Source organism: Marinomonas sp. MED121, from assembly GCF_000153025.1.
Lineage (GTDB): Bacteria > Pseudomonadota > Gammaproteobacteria > Pseudomonadales > Marinomonadaceae > Marinomonas.
Genome location: NZ_CH672429.1, coordinates 626,155 through 644,295 on the forward strand (window position 1 = coordinate 626,155; position 18,141 = coordinate 644,295).

16 protein-coding genes are annotated in these 18,141 nt (G+C 40.9%); 10 read left to right on the forward strand and 6 right to left on the reverse strand.

The window, feature by feature from the left end:
* Positions 1-96: 96 nt before the first annotated feature.
* A complete protein-coding gene (locus MED121_RS02860) occupies positions 97-597 on the forward strand; it encodes a helix-turn-helix domain-containing protein (protein WP_009832092.1) in 501 nt (166 codons plus the stop codon).
* A gap of 98 nt (positions 598-695) precedes the next feature.
* On the opposite strand, the gene MED121_RS02865 is transcribed toward MED121_RS02860, so the two are convergent.
* Complete coding sequence (locus MED121_RS02865) at positions 696-1,745, reverse strand: endonuclease/exonuclease/phosphatase family protein (RefSeq protein ID WP_009832093.1); 1,050 nt, start codon at positions 1,743-1,745, stop codon at positions 696-698.
* Positions 1,746-2,207: 462 nt separating this feature from the next.
* Between MED121_RS02865 and MED121_RS02870 the strand changes: the two genes are divergently transcribed.
* The 3 genes from MED121_RS02870 (at position 2,208) to MED121_RS23555 (ending at position 5,859) form a co-directional block, all read left to right on the forward strand.
* Positions 2,208-3,140, forward strand: coding sequence for an endonuclease (locus MED121_RS02870; protein ID WP_009832094.1), 933 nt, complete (start codon positions 2,208-2,210; stop codon positions 3,138-3,140).
* 966 nt (positions 3,141-4,106) lie between these two features.
* The gene (locus MED121_RS02875) at positions 4,107-5,036 is read left to right on the forward strand and encodes a leukocidin family pore-forming toxin (RefSeq protein ID WP_036178587.1); all 930 of its coding nucleotides are present in this window, start codon (positions 4,107-4,109) and stop codon (positions 5,034-5,036) included.
* Positions 5,037-5,154: 118 nt separating this feature from the next.
* Positions 5,155-5,859, forward strand: a complete 705-nt coding sequence (locus MED121_RS23555) for a hypothetical protein (protein ID WP_050764515.1) — start codon at positions 5,155-5,157, stop codon at positions 5,857-5,859.
* Between the two features lie 59 nt (positions 5,860-5,918).
* Here MED121_RS23555 and MED121_RS02885 read toward each other — a convergent pair whose 3' ends face one another.
* Both MED121_RS02885 and MED121_RS02890 read right to left on the reverse strand, forming a co-directional pair.
* A complete protein-coding gene (locus MED121_RS02885; protein ID WP_009832097.1) occupies positions 5,919-6,533 on the reverse strand; it encodes a LysE family translocator in 615 nt (204 codons plus the stop codon).
* 83 nt (positions 6,534-6,616) lie between these two features.
* On the reverse strand, positions 6,617-7,555 hold the full coding sequence (locus MED121_RS02890; protein ID WP_009832098.1) for a LysR family transcriptional regulator: 939 nt from the start codon (positions 7,553-7,555) through the stop codon (positions 6,617-6,619).
* 138 nt (positions 7,556-7,693) lie between these two features.
* Here MED121_RS02890 and MED121_RS02895 point away from each other — a divergent pair, with 138 nt between their 5' ends.
* From MED121_RS02895 to MED121_RS02905, 3 genes are all read left to right on the forward strand, one after another.
* A complete protein-coding gene (locus MED121_RS02895; protein ID WP_009832099.1) occupies positions 7,694-8,569 on the forward strand; it encodes a carboxylate/amino acid/amine transporter in 876 nt (291 codons plus the stop codon).
* A 171-nt stretch (positions 8,570-8,740) separates the two neighbouring features.
* Positions 8,741-10,183 carry a hypothetical protein gene (locus MED121_RS02900; protein WP_009832100.1) on the forward strand — a complete coding sequence of 481 codons (1,443 nt, stop codon included), beginning with the start codon at positions 8,741-8,743 and terminating at the stop codon, positions 10,181-10,183.
* Positions 10,180-12,018 (forward strand): hypothetical protein, encoded by a 1,839-nt coding sequence (locus MED121_RS02905; protein ID WP_009832101.1) that lies wholly within the window; start codon positions 10,180-10,182, stop codon positions 12,016-12,018. The genes MED121_RS02900 and MED121_RS02905 overlap by 4 nt, the downstream gene beginning before the upstream one ends.
* 91 nt (positions 12,019-12,109) lie before the next feature.
* On the opposite strand, the gene MED121_RS02910 is transcribed toward MED121_RS02905, so the two are convergent.
* The 3 genes from MED121_RS02910 to MED121_RS02920 form a co-directional block, all read right to left on the reverse strand.
* Entirely contained in the window at positions 12,110-12,973 is an 864-nt protein-coding gene (locus tag MED121_RS02910; RefSeq protein ID WP_036178590.1) for a PhzF family phenazine biosynthesis protein, read from the reverse strand.
* Between the two features lie 88 nt (positions 12,974-13,061).
* Positions 13,062-13,406 (reverse strand): MerR family transcriptional regulator, encoded by a 345-nt coding sequence (locus MED121_RS02915; protein WP_009832103.1) that lies wholly within the window; start codon positions 13,404-13,406, stop codon positions 13,062-13,064.
* A 74-nt stretch (positions 13,407-13,480) separates the two neighbouring features.
* The gene (locus tag MED121_RS02920; RefSeq protein ID WP_009832104.1) at positions 13,481-13,927 is read right to left on the reverse strand and encodes a hypothetical protein; all 447 of its coding nucleotides are present in this window, start codon (positions 13,925-13,927) and stop codon (positions 13,481-13,483) included.
* A 436-nt stretch (positions 13,928-14,363) separates the two neighbouring features.
* On the opposite strand from MED121_RS02920, the gene MED121_RS02925 reads away from it, so the two are divergent.
* From MED121_RS02925 to MED121_RS02935, 3 genes are all read left to right on the forward strand, one after another.
* Positions 14,364-15,338, forward strand: coding sequence for a dipeptidase (locus MED121_RS02925; protein ID WP_009832105.1), 975 nt, complete (start codon positions 14,364-14,366; stop codon positions 15,336-15,338).
* A complete protein-coding gene (locus tag MED121_RS02930) occupies positions 15,338-15,880 on the forward strand; it encodes a 4-vinyl reductase (protein WP_009832106.1) in 543 nt (180 codons plus the stop codon). Before MED121_RS02925 ends, MED121_RS02930 begins: the two co-directional genes overlap by 1 nt.
* A gap of 135 nt (positions 15,881-16,015) precedes the next feature.
* Positions 16,016-18,073 carry an NADH:flavin oxidoreductase gene (locus tag MED121_RS02935; RefSeq protein ID WP_009832107.1) on the forward strand — a complete coding sequence of 686 codons (2,058 nt, stop codon included), beginning with the start codon at positions 16,016-16,018 and terminating at the stop codon, positions 18,071-18,073.
* Positions 18,074-18,141 lie beyond the last annotated feature (68 nt).

Below are 18,141 nucleotides of genomic sequence, written 5' to 3' on the forward strand. Positions count from 1 at the left end.
AACTGTGTCAAACCCTTTAAAGTTTAACCTCTAAATTACATCAATTTCCTTAGGCCAAACGCATCCTAAGATTCAGCTATAAAAGAGAGACTAAATATGTCAGATTGGATTTCTGAAATGGAAGGACTTGCACTCGGCTCTCGTATGAGACGCTTCAGTGATTATCTCTCAGCTGAAATCAAAGCTGTCTATAAAGCTCAGGGCATAGATTTCAATCCTCGTCATTTCCCTGTGGTTTCTCTGATTTGCGCCCATTCCGCAAATTTATTATCCATCCGTGAATTAGCCGAAGAAACTGGGCTAACTCACTCCTCTATCAGTCAAACTGTGAGTAAATTAGAAAGCCTTGGTCTTTGTATAAGAGAAACAGACCCAAGAGATGAAAGAGCCATTATTGTACGCCCGACCGAGCAGGCTTTGACCTTTGTTGAGCAAGAGTTAAAACCGGTTTGGCAGGCGATAAAAATCGTCACTAATCAATGTTTACCCAACCAAACAAAAGGGTTTTGGCCCTCTTTAGAAGGGGCTGAAGAAGTCATGCATGGCGAACCACTTTCAAGGCAAATTCTTAAACATTTAAAGCAAAATAAATCATGATAAGTACGAACAAACTCAATACTTGCTTCATACAAGAGGCAAATCTATCTATGCCCCTTGTATGACAATGGCACTAATACCCATCTTTTACTTTTAATTTATTGGCTCTTAGACCAGCTAAACTTAGCGCGAATAGGCTCATGGTCACTTAATTCAGTGAAGTTATCTAACTCACCATATTCTTCTAGTACTAACTGATAAGGTGCGCTAGCTCGGTTAACATAGGCCACCTGATCTGTACTTTCACTCGAGCTAGCGGCACAGTTAGCTATGCTGTCGTCCGTACCTTCGATGAAATCCTGACAAGCTAACCTCATCCCTGTGGTTGCAAGAAACATCTCCCACACAGCCTGTTGTTCGACAGCATGAGGATAATCGGACCACTTATTATTAAAATCACCTCCTATGATGACAGTTGCATTGGACGAGTAACTATTAATAAAATCAGCAAGCTGTAAAAACTGTTTACGGCGCGCATTATAATCATCCTCATCACGACCGGCATTCATATGGGTGTTATAGACGTGTACGGAAAAATCTTCGGTGATTTCATGTACCGCCACACTAAAGCCCTTCTCGGTCCAACAGTCTGGGCTGTTATCAAATAAGTTACCATGACAGGCGCTATATTCTTCAAATTCATTACTGGTCAATGAGTAATCATCATTATCACGGCTATTCATCTGGAAAGGGAAATCAGAGAGGCGCATTAAACCATCACCATAAGACGTCATGCCGCCACGCCAATGTTTTGAACGATAAGGATAAGCTTGCTGACTGAGCCTATCTTCGTCCTTTACCAGATCATGCTTAGACTCACTGAACATTTCTTGCATCAGAACTAGATTATAGTTTTCACTTTCAAGCCTCTTAAGAAGCTCTTTTAAATCTGACTTTGAATTCCCGCCGATACATTCTGGAAAGCCATCAATATTGTAAACAAGCAAATCAAAACTGCCTGAATCTGCACTTTCATAACTGGGGGCGCCATTTTCTTGATAATCATACCCTTTAGAGCTCTTAGTGCCCGTTGGGGTAAATTCATATTCAGTTAAACCACACAAAGCATAAGCCGAGCTTTGATAAAAGCAGGTAAAACCGATGATAGAAGCAGGTATCAGGTATTTCTTAAGCAGATTTCTTGTCATTTTATTGTCCTTGCTATTCAAAATAGGTAAATAGCCTCCCTCTTTAAGAGAAAGTGCTGGGCAAAAATTAAACAAAAAATACCTAATAGAAATAGCTTTTCATCCCACTGTCTACAAAAGTCCAAATTCTCAACTTTTATCGCTAATTTCATGTCTTATATGGTTTTTTATATAAAGTATCATTTTACTATTGCCCTGCATCAAACCAGTCCAGGCAGCTAGATCAAATTTGAAAATGAACACCTATACAAAAGCTTTATCTTTAGCCTTTTCAATCGGCTTTTTTATGGTTATATTGCGCCAGCGACTAACGCCTCTTTAAGGGGAGTATAGAGTCGAGAAAAGTCTTGGATGGGGCTTTTTACGTGCGTGAACTTTTTACATGGATAGTTATAAGTCAATCAATGACAGCGTTAAACGCACTTGATTGCTTTCATTTATTCATGATTAAAAGGTTTTCAAATGAAGCAACACCTCTCTCCAAGTTTGGCGCTATTTAGCGGCTTAATTATCTTATTCATTTTTTCTCAAGCCTCTCCTGCTATTAGCGCAACTTTATTTGAAACCCCTTTCTCAGCCTCTAAAGGGGAATCACTCAAGCAGTATTGGTCCGGGACGGAAGGTCTCACCTCTAGTGCGTTGAAAGCAAAATTGCATGACATTATTGATGGTCAGAAACCGCTTAAATATACCCGTAGTAAGAACACTGACTGGTACGATGGCAAACACCTAGATGTTTGGGAAGCCCTCACTTATACAGACTCAGCTTGCCCAAGACACCAACCTAAATGTGGCCTAATACAGCTTTTATACCTAGATGAGACTCGTCATATCGATCAAGCAAATCGCGGAAAAGGCACGGCCGATAGTTGGGATAGAGAGCATGTATGGCCAAAGTCTCGCGGCTTTAAAAAACAAAGCCAAGATGGTTATACGGATTTACATCATCTAAGGCCTGCTGATCGTAATATTAATGGTGCTCACAGTAATTATGGTTTTGATGAAGGCGGTAAGCCTTATATGGATAAGAGAGCAGATGGCACTCAACAGGCCAGTGGTACTTTTGTCGACAAGAAAAATCAATCCTTTGAGCCCAGTGACAGAGCGAAGGGTCAAGTTGCACGCATGGTGTTTTACATGGCAACCCGATATGAACTTGGGGACAATGGCAAACGGGAGAAAATGCCAGATCTCTACATAAAAGACACTAACTTAAAGCAAACCGGTCAGCCTTGGATTGGCGACCTTTGTACTTTAGCAACATGGAATAATGATTTTCCAGTTACATCCTTTGAGAAAAGACGAAATGATAGAGTGCAAGAACTACAAGGTAACCGAAACCCTTTTATTGATAATGCCCATTGGGTCAATTTGATTTGGCCTGAATGCTTTTAACAGCACATACTCAGATAATCTTCCTCTCTCTTATCGAAATAAAGGCCTAGGAAAGCTGCGATTAAGTCCTCCCGCCTCAACGTGTGGATAAAAGCTGCTAGATTTATGGCGAGAAAGGCAACTTTATAGTGACTCTATTGATAGGGCCTCAAGGTAAAGGCAGAACTCTTAGACCACGCCCTTCGGGTCTTTGAAGGACGCCTAAACGGCATTTTAATAATACCTATTCGCATTTCAATAATACCTATTCGGCATTTCAAAAGAGGTAACTTAATCGCAGGCTCCCTAAGCTTTGCTTTTCCCCGCTCTATTATTCAAACATCTTTATTTAATTGTTTTTTAATTTGCCTTTAAAATCACGCTTACTCTTGAATAACGTCTTACTTTTGAATGCAAGTTCTTGAATGCAGGTTTTATATCTTTCCTATCGAGTTTAATTAAATATCTTTAATAAAACCTTTAAAACCACAACAGGGCTCTCAATAAAAAAATAAAAAAACAATAAAATAGTAATAAATACCATAATAAAACTTATCATGTAAAAAGTAATACTTATCATCAGTTAAGTAAAACTAAACGCTCCTTAAGAAAATCTATTCGAGAAGTAAAATATTATTAATTAATAAAAAAATAATTATTTTTTTTGTTTATTTTTTATACATTTCAAATCAGTAACTTATCATTTTTCATCATGTGAAAATGACAATATATTATTATTTATGGTTTCTCCCCTCTAGACATATTCTTTTATTGCTTACACAATCCTTACAAGATCAATGCTAAAAAACCAACAAAAAAACAAAAACAGGTCAATAAAAAGCCAATTCATGCAAAGTAACAGCAAAAACATATAAGCAAGCATTGAACAATTTATTTTTTCTCAGTTTAAGAACCTCTGGCTCTTAATAAATCATTGGCTCCATAAGAGGGTCAATTTTTTCAATGTTTGGAACACAAGGAATAAAAATGCAAAATATTAAGCCTGGTTTTATGTTAAGTGTTTTAACTCTTTCATTAGCATCAGTAAGTAGTTTAACGCTTGCTGCAGATACGATTAAATCTTACACCTCAACCTTATATGATTTAGATGATACTAATGCGAATAATAAACGTATTAGATTACTCTATGCCGTTCAAAATGCCTGGAATTTAGATCATGTTCCAGAATCAATTAAAGAAGTGAAATTAATTTTATCCGGTGGATCTGGTTTTGATATGACCAATGTGCCTAATAAAACGACTCTTTATCACTCCACTTTCGCAGCGGATTATCGCTACACAGTGCCTACTTCGTTTCAAATGAAGGTAAACTACCATGACGGAGCCAATGTAAGGCATTGGGACCACAAGCCATCAAATACCATAAGTACAGACCATGTTACCGAAACCTCTGACTTCAGCCTTGGTATTACGTCTGGACAAATACCCGTTATTTCGGGCGGTGCCTCTTGGAGCACCAATGTGAGGTATGCACAAGCGGAATTTAACACTGTGGCTGACTATAATCAGAGTAATAATTCCGTTACTTGGAATATCAACAACAATAGCATTCGCCACAACACCCCTCCGAAAGATAACTTAATTTACGCTTGGACCGGCTTGGGAAATCGCTGTGGTTTTAATAATCTTGTAAGCATTAATGAATTACCTGTTGTGATGCGCTCTGATTTTAGACCAGAAGCCTCTATATTGTACCGTAAGGACTCAGTGACAGACGGACAAAACAATACTCGCTTAGGCCTAAGAGCAGCTTGGACAAAAACCCACTATCACTTCGCCCGTGATTGGTGCACTTTCTATACAAACTTTAGCTGGAAAAACTATTCAGACTATAGCCAAACTACAGCGGCAGAAAGGGTCGTCAGTATTGGCTGGAGTGATAGCCTTTATCATTAAAACGAGCCACTGAGTTTTTATAACACGCGATTTAATGAAATAACTCAGCAGCTGCTGGGTTATTTCTCGCAAATGAAAGGTGTGCTAACACACTGCTAATAGACAAAATGGAGTCCTTATGTCTATCAAACCCTATGCAAAATTCTATTGGATGACAGTTGCTTTTGCAGTCATTCTTACCTGTGTTTATCTTGTTCTGCCTTTTGAGCCAGAACAGGTGTCACCCTATCAAAACATAGAAGGTCAATCTTCACCCCCTGTCAGCAAAAAGACCTTAATAGAAAGCCATGACCAGCACGAATCTACCTCACACCTTGAAGCTGAAATAGCCAATGAGCTTAATCTAGACTTAGACCTCGATACTATTAGCCCTGACTTAGAAATAGATGATCCCTTACCTCGACTTTTAAGCAGCTATACCCAAGCAGGTGCAGAGCTAGATAACTTTTTAGAAGAGCATGATGTTGGGTACCTAGATTCTTCTTTTTATCCTTTTGATGCCCAAACGGAAGCCATTTTAAGGCGTTATGCCAATAGCGGGAAAATGCTGTTATTTGATAATACTCAAGCGAAAGAGAATCTTCTGGAGTTTAATAAGACCAGTGGTGACGTGGTAGCAGATTATTATGGCACAGGCTCGGAATCATCTATGACGATAGCCACCAGCATCAAGCTTGAAAATGGTGGAATTGAATACATGGTCTTGCCCGTTTCAACGTCAGATCAAGACAGTAATGAAGCCTTATCTGAGAGGGTAAAACTTGCCATCGAATTATTCGAACAGGAGCAAGAGAAAAAACAAGAAGCAAACGCCAATAGCTAATCAATAAAAGCCAGTCTTCCATCGGCTGACTGGCTTAATTAGAACACTCGTTCTTTAAACTATAAGGTAAAAATAACACGACTAGCCAAACCAATTAACACCAGTCCAGATAGCTTATCAATAAGGGATGCCTTTTCTCTCAGCTTAGGTAATACCGCTTTATGAGAAAGAATCAGTGCAATAAGGGTGTACCAAAGCCCATCAATCACAAGCGGCGTCATCACCACTAAGGTATTGCCCCACATATCATCTGCCACTTTGACAAACTGGCTAAACAAGGCCAAGAAAAACAAGATAATCTTAGGGTTAAAAATAGAGATAGCGATGCCATCTTGTGCTGCTTTTAAATAGCTTGTACTTTCGCCCGCCGCTAGTTTCTCTGACATACCGCCTTTTGATCTTAATGCCTGCACACCAATCCAAGCCAAATACATAGCACCCAATATCGCGATACCGTTAAAAATTAAAGGTGAGTGTTTTAAAATTGCCGCTAAGCCAAGCAAGGTTAATAAGGCATAAAATCCGATTCCCAAAGAATGTGCCCAGGCACAAACAATCCCTTTTGCTCGACCGCCACCTAAGGTATGACGCACAACCATGGCTAAACTGGGCCCAGGTGACATGGCACCTAAACAACAAATCGCAAGTAGCCCTAACCAGGTACTAAAACTCATCTCACACTCTCCCTAAAACAGCTTAAATCAATCAATGCCCTATCCTATGATATTCTGATCATGAGTTAAAATCACATTTATGACTAATCAGCATGAATAAATTTCACACCATCTTTTATGGTTTGAATAAGATGCTTTTGCAACAAGCCAGTACATAACTCCCTAAACCATTTATGCTCGGGGTCATGGTGATGCTTAGTATGCCAAAGTAAATAGTATTGATTGGGGACAAGCGAGATAGGTAAACGCCTTAATGTCACATCATGCCTTTGGGCAAAATCTCCCGCGATATGCATGGGTAAGGTTAATAACGCATCTGTGTTTAGCACCAACTCAATCGCAGCCTGATAAAAAGGCACTTGAATCAGCACCTGCCTTTGTCGCCCCTCTGCTAACAGCGCCTGATCTAATGGGCTATTTTTATCACCGCCACCGCTAATCAAAATGTGCTTACTCTGACAATAATCATCAAGACTAAAAGCCTGCGCTTTATTAAGGATGGGATGGCCTTGTCTTAACATGACGACTAACTCATCTTCTGCACACCATCTACCTTGTAAGTTTTCTGGTACTTCTTCTGCAATCGTTGTGACTAGATCTATTGAAGTCTCCGCCAATTCAGTGAGCTTTGAGGGCTGCCAAGCTTGAAATTCAAGGCTAACGTTAGGGGCTTCATCATGCATTACACGGGTAATCATAGGGACGACAGCTTGTGCCACATAATCACTGGAAGCAATAGAAAAACGACGCTGACAAAGCTCTAATTCCATGGTATTTGGTGCATACAGCCCATCAAGGGTTTGCATCAAATCAGGCAATTGAGTCTTAAGCTGCTCACCCTTTTGGGTTAAAACAAATTGATTACCTTCACGTATGAGTATCTTGTCATGAAAGGCTTCGCGTATTTGTGACAAGGTTTTACTCATGGCCGATTGAGTCACATTAAGCTCTGCTGCTGAGGCGGTTAAATTGCGAGTTTGTAAAATAGATACAAGTGCAGGAAGTAGTTTGTAGTTATTCACGAGCTGACTGCCATCAAAATAATAGTTAGCATCTTACCTTGCTGTTAAGCCTAATTTACAGCGCTTTATGTAAAATGCTTTATTTAGCAATCATTCTCATTTAGAGTGCAACCTTTATTATCAAAAGGATCGAGATTCATGCCCTATTTATTCGCCGTAACCCTACTTTGGGCCTTTTCTTTTAGCTTAATTGGCGTTTATTTAGCAGGGCAAGTGGACGCTTGGTTTTCAGTATTAATCCGTATTGGTTTAGCCACTATCGTCTTTTTACCTTTTTTACGCCTTGGCAAGATACCCAAAAAAAGCATACTCAAGTTAATGCTGATTGGCGCTATTCAATTAGGCCTAATGTATGTGTTTTACTATCACTCTTTCTTGTATTTATCCGTGCCTGAAGTCCTCTTATTTACCGTGATGACTCCCATCTATATCACTCTCTTAAATGATGCCTTTGATCGTAAGTTAAATTTAAATTTTTTAATCACTGCCGTGATAGCCACCTCAGGCGCCATTGCCATTCGATACCAAACATTGGATTCAAACTTTGTGACTGGCTTCTTAATTGTCCAAGTGGCTAACCTCTGCTTTGCAACAGGGCAAGTGAGCTACAAACGTCTTTTACAGGATTCAGATTTAGATCAGAAAACCGTATTTGGCTGGTTCTTTATTGGTGCGCTTATTGTTGCCAGCTTATGCTACTTGGCTTTTGGTAACCCAGAGAAACTGCCTAGTACAAACTTACAATGGGGCGTTCTGATTTACCTTGGCATCGTTGCTTCAGGGCTTGGCTATTTTGCTTGGAACATGGGCGCAACCAAGGTCAATGTGGGTGCCCTTGCCGTCATGAACAACCTTTTAATCCCAGCAGGTATCTTGGTGAACTTGATTATCTGGAATCGTGATGCGGATATTTTAAGGCTCAGCCTAGGTGCAGGCATCATAATGTTTGCACTTGTATTGAACCAGTGGTTGGCTAAAGGCAATTTTAGATTTAACACAGCAAAGCAAGCTTAGTTCTTTACGAACCATATCTATACTTAATATCCCCCTTTAAGCTGATCTCTAACATCTTGTTTTTGATCAGTTTAAACATTGCCTAATAAAGCTTAACCCTTACAAAAAGCTTTCAAGCAAGTTCACTTATTGGCATTATGATGACTGAATTCATCTTAAGGAATAAGATCAGTGAATAGGAAATTAAGTATTGCGCTGTTAACTATCAATACAGTTTACTTACCATTAGCTCATGCAGAAGTCGCTGAAAAGCAAAATATTCAAGATGTCATCCCCATGACAGTTGCCAATATAGAAGGCCAAAAAAACTTATATAAAGAAGGATGGTTTATCATCACATCCAGTGAGAAAGCGATAAATTATGCTAAAGAACAAAGTATCGATTCATCTTTTCAAGCCATTCAAAAAGCCTCAACAACAATTGCAAAAAGATCTAATAACTATTTAGAAGACTTATCTCAAAATGTTACAGATTCAAAAAAAACCAGTGAATCTCTTTATCAGTCAGGCTCAAAATTAACTGACACTATTTTCGATAAAACAAACAATATCGCTCGTAATGAGTGGACATATAGTAAAGAGAAAGCTGCTGAAGCTTGGCAATCAGTTATTTCAGGTTATGTCTATTTAGGACAATCAAGTCAGGAAAGTTTAAACGAAATAAAAAAATTACCAGGCAATTATTCTGACAAGATTTATCAAGAACATTCTGAAATGTGGAACAGTTTAAAGGCCTTCCACAATGAAAATGACCCTCAAATTCTAGCCCAATGGGATGACGCTTTAGAGAGTGCTGAAACTGAATTTAAAAATGCTTATTTAGATTCTGGAGATGAAACTAATTCTATGTCAGGTCTATGGACCCTGCTAAGCGGATATGTTTCAGGTGCCTACAAAGGTATTGTCAAACCAGCAATAGGAAGTAGTTGGCAGGTTTCAAAGTACACAGCAACCATTGCGGGAGAAGCCGTATTTTTACCCCTTTCGAGTAGCTACATACTAACTAAAAATACGGTTCAGTCAGCAGGTCTTGCTATGTATTACACGGGCAAAACAGCTATCGAAGTCGTTTCACCGACATTAAAGGGGGGCTATTTAACCAGTTTGTCTCTAATTTCTTCAGGTTCGGTTCCTTTAACATACCTAGCCGGAACCAGCATAGGTATGGTAAATCAAGTTGGCACTTATGTCGCAGCGCCAATGGCAGGAGCGGCCGAAGCCACAGTTAAAACCGCATCAGATACATTAGAGTATGGTGCACTAGTTACTTATGATGCGTTTAAAGGCAGTACAAAAGTTTTTGTCAATCAAATGAAATCTGGTGTTGTTCTTGGTTATAACGCTTTAACCGCTATCCCAAGCCAACTACTACTAGGCTCTGTGAATTCAGCGATATTTTTAGTATGGGATGGACCAAAATTAACCTTAGCTACTCTCAATGGTGAAATTCGCTATAAAGGGGAAATACTGGACCCAGGCTCAATTCCCGTAGGTAGTGTCATTGACTTGAAAGAGTTACAAGCAGAGAACCCTGGTAAATTAGAAGTGCTAAGTGACGACCCTAGCTTAATTGATAAAGTGCTAGATCAACTGCCAAAGGATTTGCGTTTATGATGATTTATCAAGCAACAAGACCAATCATATTATGTGCTGCAAGCGTTACTTTATTAGCTTGCTCAAATACACCTAACTCAAATACAAGTATTGACCCTCTAAAAAATACCAAAAAGCTAGTGAGCCAAGGGCATACATCACTATATAAAGAAGGTGCACTACAGATCCCAAACACCTCAATTAAGCTTATTCCTGCAGGCAATGATGCGATAGGGTTAGCGAAAGAGCTTACAGGACTAAAAGCAAAACAATCTTTTTCAGAATCAATCAAGGCAGCAAAAGACTCTGTCACAATAGTCAGTGTTGGTACGCAAAAAACTTACGAATTTAGTAAAGATATTTTTGAAGGAAGTAATGATTTTGCAAACTGGATAAGAGCGCACTCTCGTCCAGGGTCGACTCAATTAATTTACAACTCTTATGATCATGCCAATAAGATTATTGGTACCTCATGGGACGCCTCAAAAAGTATGGCGAATAACCTATCTGAGTCAGGAGATTCTCTCTCAGAAAACTCGCTTAAAGCGGCATCTGAAATTAATCAAACGGGGCAATTAAATAGTCAAGAAACGCTAAATAACGCATGGAATAAAGGAAGCAAATTAGCAACATCCAGTATTGAAAAGGCCGAAAAGACATTTGATCAAGGCCAAGAAAGTTTTATTCAGGGTTATATTAGATTGCCCGACCAATTATCAAAACGTCTTGATAACATGGACAGCACAACGACTTGGCAGGATCTAAGCCAAACTACACAAGATTTAGAAGAGTGGCGAAAAACAGCCTCCGCTGAATATGCCGACTTTTTAAATGACACCAGAGATACCTACTTTGACGGGATCAATGAATCTTTAGGTAAAAGCCAGAAAGAGTTAAATGATACTTCTCAACATGGCAGTCTCGCCGTTTTAAAATCTCTAGGGTGGGCTATCCATGGTGTTGTTTGGCAAGGTGTCATTAAACCCATTGGGAAATTAACTACTGGCGCATTGTCCTATGTAGCAGTCAATGGTGCCATCTATCCAATTGTATTTGTTGGAAATGGCGTATCTTCAGCTGCTGAGTTGGCGGTTAAAGTCAGCTGGAATAGTGCAGCCATGGCATACGATGTTGTTGCCCCGACTGGACACGCTGCTCTTGCCAGTGTGATATCGTCAACTGAAGCCCTTGGTGGAAGTATCGCTGGAGGAGCAATAGTAACAGGCGGTGCATTATTATCAGGTGCTCAATATGCTGGAACTAAAATCGCGGCGGGTTCAGTCGCTGCTGCGGGTTATGCTTCAGGTAAAGGCATTAAATACATAGGTGTTCCAATTGTTTCATCAGGCATTGTAGTTGCAGGTGGTCTAACAGGGGCAACGGTTGCTAGTGCTGAAGCCATAGCAGGGGGAAGCAGCTATATAGCAGGTGAAGCTGCTGCAGCTTCAGCCAATATAATTGGAAGCGGCGCAGCCTTAGCAACTCTAGGCACAGGAACTGTTGCTTCCACCGCTGTTGGTGCGGGTTATGGCGTTTATCAAGTATCAAAATCCGTTGTCATACCCAGCTCTTACTCCTTAGGTTCAGGAGTAGTACTTGGCTATGCATCTTTATCCCAAATTGCCGCTCATAGCTTATTAGCCGTCAGTGACGCATCATACTTGGTGTTATCAATGGAGGGAGCAAATTGGGTCGTATACAGTGTTAAAGGAGCGGTAAATAGTGACAGCGACATATCGCCTGGAGCAGTATTAGATTTAGAGAATATGCAAAACCAAGGTGAAGAGTTTAAACGTCTACCTCTATCCCAAGAAGAAATGAACGCGCTTATAAACCATCTCCCTCAGGATATATAAACATTAGTAATGAAAATCATGGCTAGATGAAATAGCCATGATTTTCACTCTTTTAAATGACTTTGATGATCAAATATTTATGTTAATCAATTCAAGCATTCACGCTTAACCAGCTGCTCACTTTGGCACTGCCACCCACACTGAGGCTTTTTATCTCACCTTCTTCAAGGTCTAGCTCGGCGTTTAAAAGGCTCGGGGAAGCAACTTTCATGGCATAGCCTTGCTCTATGATGAAACGGCTTTGATCCATCTTTTTCTGATCATAGAGGTAGCAAGCCAGTGGGCCTGCTGCCATCCCCGTTGCCGCCTCTTCTAAAATGCCATATCTCGGGCCAAACATACGACTTGTCGCATCTGAAGAAGGTAAAAAGCGATCTAAACTAAACACATAATAACCAATCAGATCGAGCTCTTCTGAAATCGCCTCAATCTCATCATAGTTAGGTTTGATATCAGCTAATACTTGTTTGTCAGACACACCTATCAGCAAAAATGAGTTCCCTGTATTAACCAAGATAGCTTGATCCGTGATTTGATCCGCAGCTAAGTTAAGCGATGCCAAGACCCTATCTTGGTAGTCAGGCAAAGCCTTATAACTAGGTTGAACTTGCTCCATAAAAGCAGCGTTCTGCATCACATTAACGGCTCTTATCCCATCTATGGTTTCTTTTGAGGAATTTGGGTTGTGTATCAAGCCCTTTTCAGACAATAAATTAAAAGTCGCAATCGTGGCATGACCACAATGGGCAATTTGTCGAGTAGGGGTGAAAAAATCAAGTTTGAAATCCGCGCTTTGAGACTGAGAAACAAAGGCAGTTTCAGATAAACCCACTTGTTTGGCTATATTTAACTTTTGCGTTGAACTTAAATTATCGGCGTTTAGTACCACACCGGCTGGATTCCCGCCTTCTCCTTGACTAACAAAGGCATTTACTATGGCCACTTCAATCTGCATATTATTAACTCCTTCTTTATGTGTTAAATGCTCTAAAAACAAACATTTTTAGGCCTGATAAAGAAAGGTTAACAAGTTAGAGCATACTCTAAGTCAAACTCTTTAAACGTTTTATTTTGACATCAGTGACATCGATATAATGATGGATATCTACGAGCTGTTGTTTAAGCTTAAGCAAATGTTGTTCAAGAATATCCGTTGCTAAAGGGTTATCTTCTGCATCAAACGCAGCCACATAGGTTTTGATTTTATTAAGAGACATACCCGACTTTTTTAAACAAGCAACCCAATTGAGCAGCTCAACGTCCTTCTCATTAAACGCTCTATGTCCACTGGCATCTTTAGAAGGTGCTTTAACCAAGCCCTGTTTTTCATAATAACGAATGGTATGAGCACTTAGCCCTGTTTTACGACTTACATCAGCAATTTTCATGAGTCTTATGTCCTCTTGTACGCCTCTTAAACGCCTCTTAAACGCCTCTTCTATGTGATGTTAAAACGGGCTATTTAATCCAGTTTTCCCAGCTTATTTAGATATCTCAAATAAATAAAGCAGGCGATACAAGTTCCCCAAACAATCCCGATAAGCATAAGACCAAGTGCACCGGCGGTTGCTAACCAGTTTTGTGTAAAGATCCAAAATACTGTCGAGCAAACATCAAAAATAAACAGAGCCAAAGACCAGAAGAGACCACTCTTTTTCATCTTAATCAGCGCAATTAATAAAGTACTTCCCAGCCAAATATTACCAATAAAATTTAATAGGAAACCATTACTGCTAAAAAACGCACTTGATGCCATCTGCTTGGGCATTAAATCTAAGTGATGAATCAAAATAATAAAAAGAAAATGACCAGTAATGAGGGTAAGCAACAGAATAAAGCAGCATAATAAAAATGGCTTTTGTCTAAATTTTGAGATGTCATGGTCTAAATCATGGGTGGGAGGTGACAAGGTTTTATCCTAGTTTTTAAAGTTCATTCACTCAATAGTACTAAACAAGGCAAGTCTAATATAGAGACAAGCGCAATTAGCGCCCTACATATGCCTATTTGCGACACCCACCCACTCGTTATGTCACCCCAATACCTTTTAAGTTCTATAAAACACACCTAAAACATACAAATTTAGGACGCTAATGGGCAAAAAATCCCCCTATTTACACCTAGCTAACCAGTTAAATAAGAACCCATCTCACCTAGAACCCGCTCTTTATAAGGCATTGACGCAAATTCATGGGGACTGACGCAGGCAAGATAAGCTCTGTCGTTTTTAAGCAGATGAATATCAAGATGCGGTGGCAGACTGATGCAATCTAAAAATAAAGAATCGTGAGTATTCAACCAAGGTTAAATACTCACCTAACGGCAAATTACAACCGGAGACTTTTATGAGCAGCTTGCACAAGGATTCTATTATTATTGATGGACTTGTTATCGCTAAAGTTAACAGGGAGCTATTCGAGGACATGCATAAAGGTGGCTTAACCGCCGCTAACTGCACAGTTTCGGTCTGGGAAGGATTTCAGGGTACGGTTAATAATTTGGTTGAGATGAACAACCTCATCGAAGAAAGCAATGATTTGGTGATGCAGGTTCATTCTACAAAAGATATTTTAAAAGCCAAAGAGTTGGGTAAAACTGGCATCATCTATGGTTTCCAAAATGCCCATGCCTTTGAAGATCAAATCGGTTATGTTGAAATTTTCAAAAAGCTAGGTGTGGGTATCGTTCAAATGGCCTACAACACACAAAACCTTGTGGGAACGGGCTGTTACGAAAGAGATGGCGGTCTATCTGGATTCGGTCATGAAATCGTTGCCGAAATGAACCGTGTTGGCGTCATGTGTGACCTATCACACGTAGGTAGCAAAACCTCTGAAGAAGTCATTCTAGCCTCTAAAAAGCCGGTTTGTTACTCACACTGCCTTCCTTCTGGCTTAAAAGAACATCCTCGTAACAAGTCTGATGAAGAGCTTAAATTCATAGCCGATCACGGCGGTTTTGTTGGCGTTACCATGTTCACCCCTTTCTTAAAAGCCGGTGTTAATGCCACTGTTCATGACTATGTAGAAGCAATCGAATATGTGGTTAACCTTTGCGGTGAAGACAATGTCGGTATTGGTACTGACTTTACGCAAGGCCAAGACCAACAATTCTTTGAGTGGTTAACACATGACAAGGGCTATGCTCGCCGTCTAACTCGCTTTGGCGAAATTGTTAACCCACTAGGCATTCGCACTATTGGTGAATTCCCGAATTTGACTGACGCCCTAAGTGATCGCGGCTGGTCTGATTCTAAAGTTGAAAAAATTATGGGCCAAAACTGGGTCAACGTTCTAGCAGATGTATGGGGAGAAAAATAATGTCACAAAAACCAGGAACTCACGCACCAGAAATGCCAATCGAAGTTAACGATGACACTGGCGTTTGGACAACAGATGCTCTGCCTATGCTGTATGTACCTCGCCACTTTTTCATCAATAACCACATGGGTATTGAAGAAGAGCTAGGCGCTGAAGTTTACGCACAAGTGCTTTATAAAGCGGGTTATAAATCAGCTTACTACTGGTGTGAGAAAGAAGCTGAGTGTCACGGTATCAGCGGTGTTGATGTCTTTGAACACTATATGAAACGCCTTTCTCAGCGTGGTTGGGGCATATTTACAACCCAAGCAATCGACCTAGAAGCCGGCACTTGTACAGTGCGCCTTGATCACTCTGCGTTTGTCCTACAAATGGGCCAAGTTAATCGCAAGGTTGATTATATGTTCACTGGCTGGTTTGCCGGTGCCATGGACCAGGTGGCTCAAAGCTTAGGTTATAAAGTCAAAACTCAAGCAGTTCAAACCCAATGTGCGGCCGAAGAAGGCGTTGAGTTTGGTCTATTTGAAGTGACGCCACTGTAAATTGGATGGCCATCTAGGTGGCCGTTTTAGTTAATTTAAGATTTCACTGACGAATCTACTTACTATTATAAATATAACGAGTCACTGAGGCGGACACAGAATAAAGTCCGCCCGATTTGTTTGAGGACAGTACACATGGCTTATGAATCCCTTTTTCAACCACTAAACATTAATAAATTGACCATTCGTAATCGAATTGTCAGTACCGCCCACGCTGAGGTTTATGCAACTGATGGCGGTATGACAACCGACCGTTATGTTAAATACTATGAAGAAAAAGCCAAAGGTGGCTGTGGTCTGTGTATTTGTGGTGGTTCCAGTGTGGTTTCCATTGATAGTCCTCAAGGATGGTGGAGCTCGGTTAACCTATCTACCGATCGCATTATCCCCCATTTCCAAAATTTAGCGGATGCTGTGCATAAGCACGGCGGCCGTATCATGATTCAAATTACTCACATGGGCCGTCGCTCGCGTTGGGATGGTGGTAACTGGTCTAACCTGCTTTCACCTTCTGGTATTCGTGAGCCGGTTCACCGTGCTACCTGTAAAGTCATCGAAGAAGAAGAAATTCATCGCATCATCAAAGACTACGCCCAAGCAGCTCGTCGTGCCAAAGAAGGGGGTCTAGACGGTGTAGAACTCTCTGCGGTACACCAACACTTGATCGACCAGTTCTGGTCTCCTCGTGTTAACCAACGTGATGACAAATGGGGCGGCAGCTTCGAAAACCGTATGCGTTTTGGTATGGAAGTACTTAAAGCCGTACGTGAAGAAGTTGGCCCTGACTTTGTTGTTGGCTTGCGTATCTGTGGTGACGAATTCCACCCAGATGGCCTAAATCAAGACGACATGAAACAGATTGCCAAATACTACAATGACACAGGTCTTGTTGATTTCTTTGGCGTTGTTGGCTCGGGTTGTGATACCCACAACACCTTGGCTAACGTTATTCCTAACATGAGTTATCCGCCTGAGCCATTCCTTCACTTGGCTGCGGGTATTAAAGAAATTGTTGATGTACCTGTTATCCACGCACAAAACATTAAAGATCCAAACCAAGCTGAGCGTATTCTAGATGCAGGTTATGTTGACTTTGTCGGTATGACACGTGCTCACATTGCTGACCCTCATTTGATTGCCAAAATCAAGATGAACCAAGTTGACCAAATCCGTCAATGTGTCGGTGCTAACTATTGTATCGACCGTCAGTATCAAGGTTTGGACGTTCTTTGTATTCAAAACGCAGCAACCTCCCGTGAACACATGGATATGCCTCACCTGTTTGAGAAAACCACTGGCAAGATTCAAAATGCGGTGGTTGTTGGAGGTGGTCCTGCGGGTATGGAAGCAGCACGTGTGCTGGCTGAACGTGGTCACAAGGTAACCCTAATCGAAAGAGCACCAGAACTAGGTGGCCAAATCACCATCGCGTCCAAAGCACCTCAACGTGACCAAATTGCCGGTATCACCCGTTGGTTCGCACTTGAATTAGCGCGTCTTGGGGTAGATCTAAAACTGGATACAGCAGCCGATGCGGCCATGATTCGTGATATGAATGCGGACCTTGTTATCTTGGCAACAGGGGGCACGCCTTTCCTTGAGCAAAACCCTCATTGGGGCGCCGCTGAAGGCTTAGTTGTTAGCTCTTGGGATATCCTAAATGGCACAGTTGCACCGGGCGAAAACGTCTTAGTTTACGATACGATTTGTGAATTCTCAGGTATGTCAGCCGCTGATTACCTATCAAGCAATGGCGCGAAAGTTGAACTTGTCACTGACGATACTAAACCTGGTGTGGGTATCGGCGGTACAACCTTCCCGACTTACTATAGAAGCTTGTATCAAAAAGAAGTCATCATGACCTCGGATATGATTCTTGAAAAAGTCTACCGCGAAGGTGACAAGTTGGTGGCGCTGCTTGAAAACGAATACACAGGCCAGCAGGAAGAACGCTTGATTGACCAAGTTGTGGTTGAAAACGGTGTACGCCCTAACGAAGTGCTTTACTACGAGCTAAAAGCAGACTCTATCAATAAAGGCCAGATGGATATCGAAGCACTTTATGAAGGCAAACTTCAGCCGGCAATTAAAGAGGCTAACGGCATGGTGTTATTCCGCATCGGTGACTGTGTGTCACAGCGAAATACGCACGCGGCTATCTATGACGCATTACGTTTATGTAAAGAAATCTAAAGCCTACTAGGTGCTCACTTAGGTGAGCGCCTTAACACAGCTTTAACTCCCTTCTCCTAGGCGACTAC

What these genes read in the sequence shown, in the direction of transcription:
- MED121_RS02860 (WP_009832092.1), top strand. Translation starts at nt 97, where the DNA reads ATGTCAGATTGGATTTCTGAAATGGAAGGACTTGCACTCGGCTCTCGT.
- MED121_RS02865 (WP_009832093.1), bottom strand. Translation starts at nt 1,745, where the DNA reads ATGACAAGAAATCTGCTTAAGAAATACCTGATACCTGCTTCTATCATC.
- MED121_RS02870 (WP_009832094.1), top strand. Translation starts at nt 2,208, where the DNA reads ATGAAGCAACACCTCTCTCCAAGTTTGGCGCTATTTAGCGGCTTAATT.
- MED121_RS02875 (WP_036178587.1), top strand. Translation starts at nt 4,107, where the DNA reads ATGCAAAATATTAAGCCTGGTTTTATGTTAAGTGTTTTAACTCTTTCA.
- MED121_RS23555 (WP_050764515.1), top strand. Translation starts at nt 5,155, where the DNA reads ATGTCTATCAAACCCTATGCAAAATTCTATTGGATGACAGTTGCTTTT.
- MED121_RS02885 (WP_009832097.1), bottom strand. Translation starts at nt 6,533, where the DNA reads ATGAGTTTTAGTACCTGGTTAGGGCTACTTGCGATTTGTTGTTTAGGT.
- MED121_RS02895 (WP_009832099.1), top strand. Translation starts at nt 7,694, where the DNA reads ATGCCCTATTTATTCGCCGTAACCCTACTTTGGGCCTTTTCTTTTAGC.
- MED121_RS02905 (WP_009832101.1), top strand. Translation starts at nt 10,180, where the DNA reads ATGATGATTTATCAAGCAACAAGACCAATCATATTATGTGCTGCAAGC.
- MED121_RS02910 (WP_036178590.1), bottom strand. Translation starts at nt 12,973, where the DNA reads ATGCAGATTGAAGTGGCCATAGTAAATGCCTTTGTTAGTCAAGGAGAA.
- MED121_RS02915 (WP_009832103.1), bottom strand. Translation starts at nt 13,406, where the DNA reads ATGAAAATTGCTGATGTAAGTCGTAAAACAGGGCTAAGTGCTCATACC.
- MED121_RS02925 (WP_009832105.1), top strand. Translation starts at nt 14,364, where the DNA reads ATGAGCAGCTTGCACAAGGATTCTATTATTATTGATGGACTTGTTATC.
- MED121_RS02930 (WP_009832106.1), top strand. Translation starts at nt 15,338, where the DNA reads ATGTCACAAAAACCAGGAACTCACGCACCAGAAATGCCAATCGAAGTT.
- MED121_RS02935 (WP_009832107.1), top strand. Translation starts at nt 16,016, where the DNA reads ATGGCTTATGAATCCCTTTTTCAACCACTAAACATTAATAAATTGACC.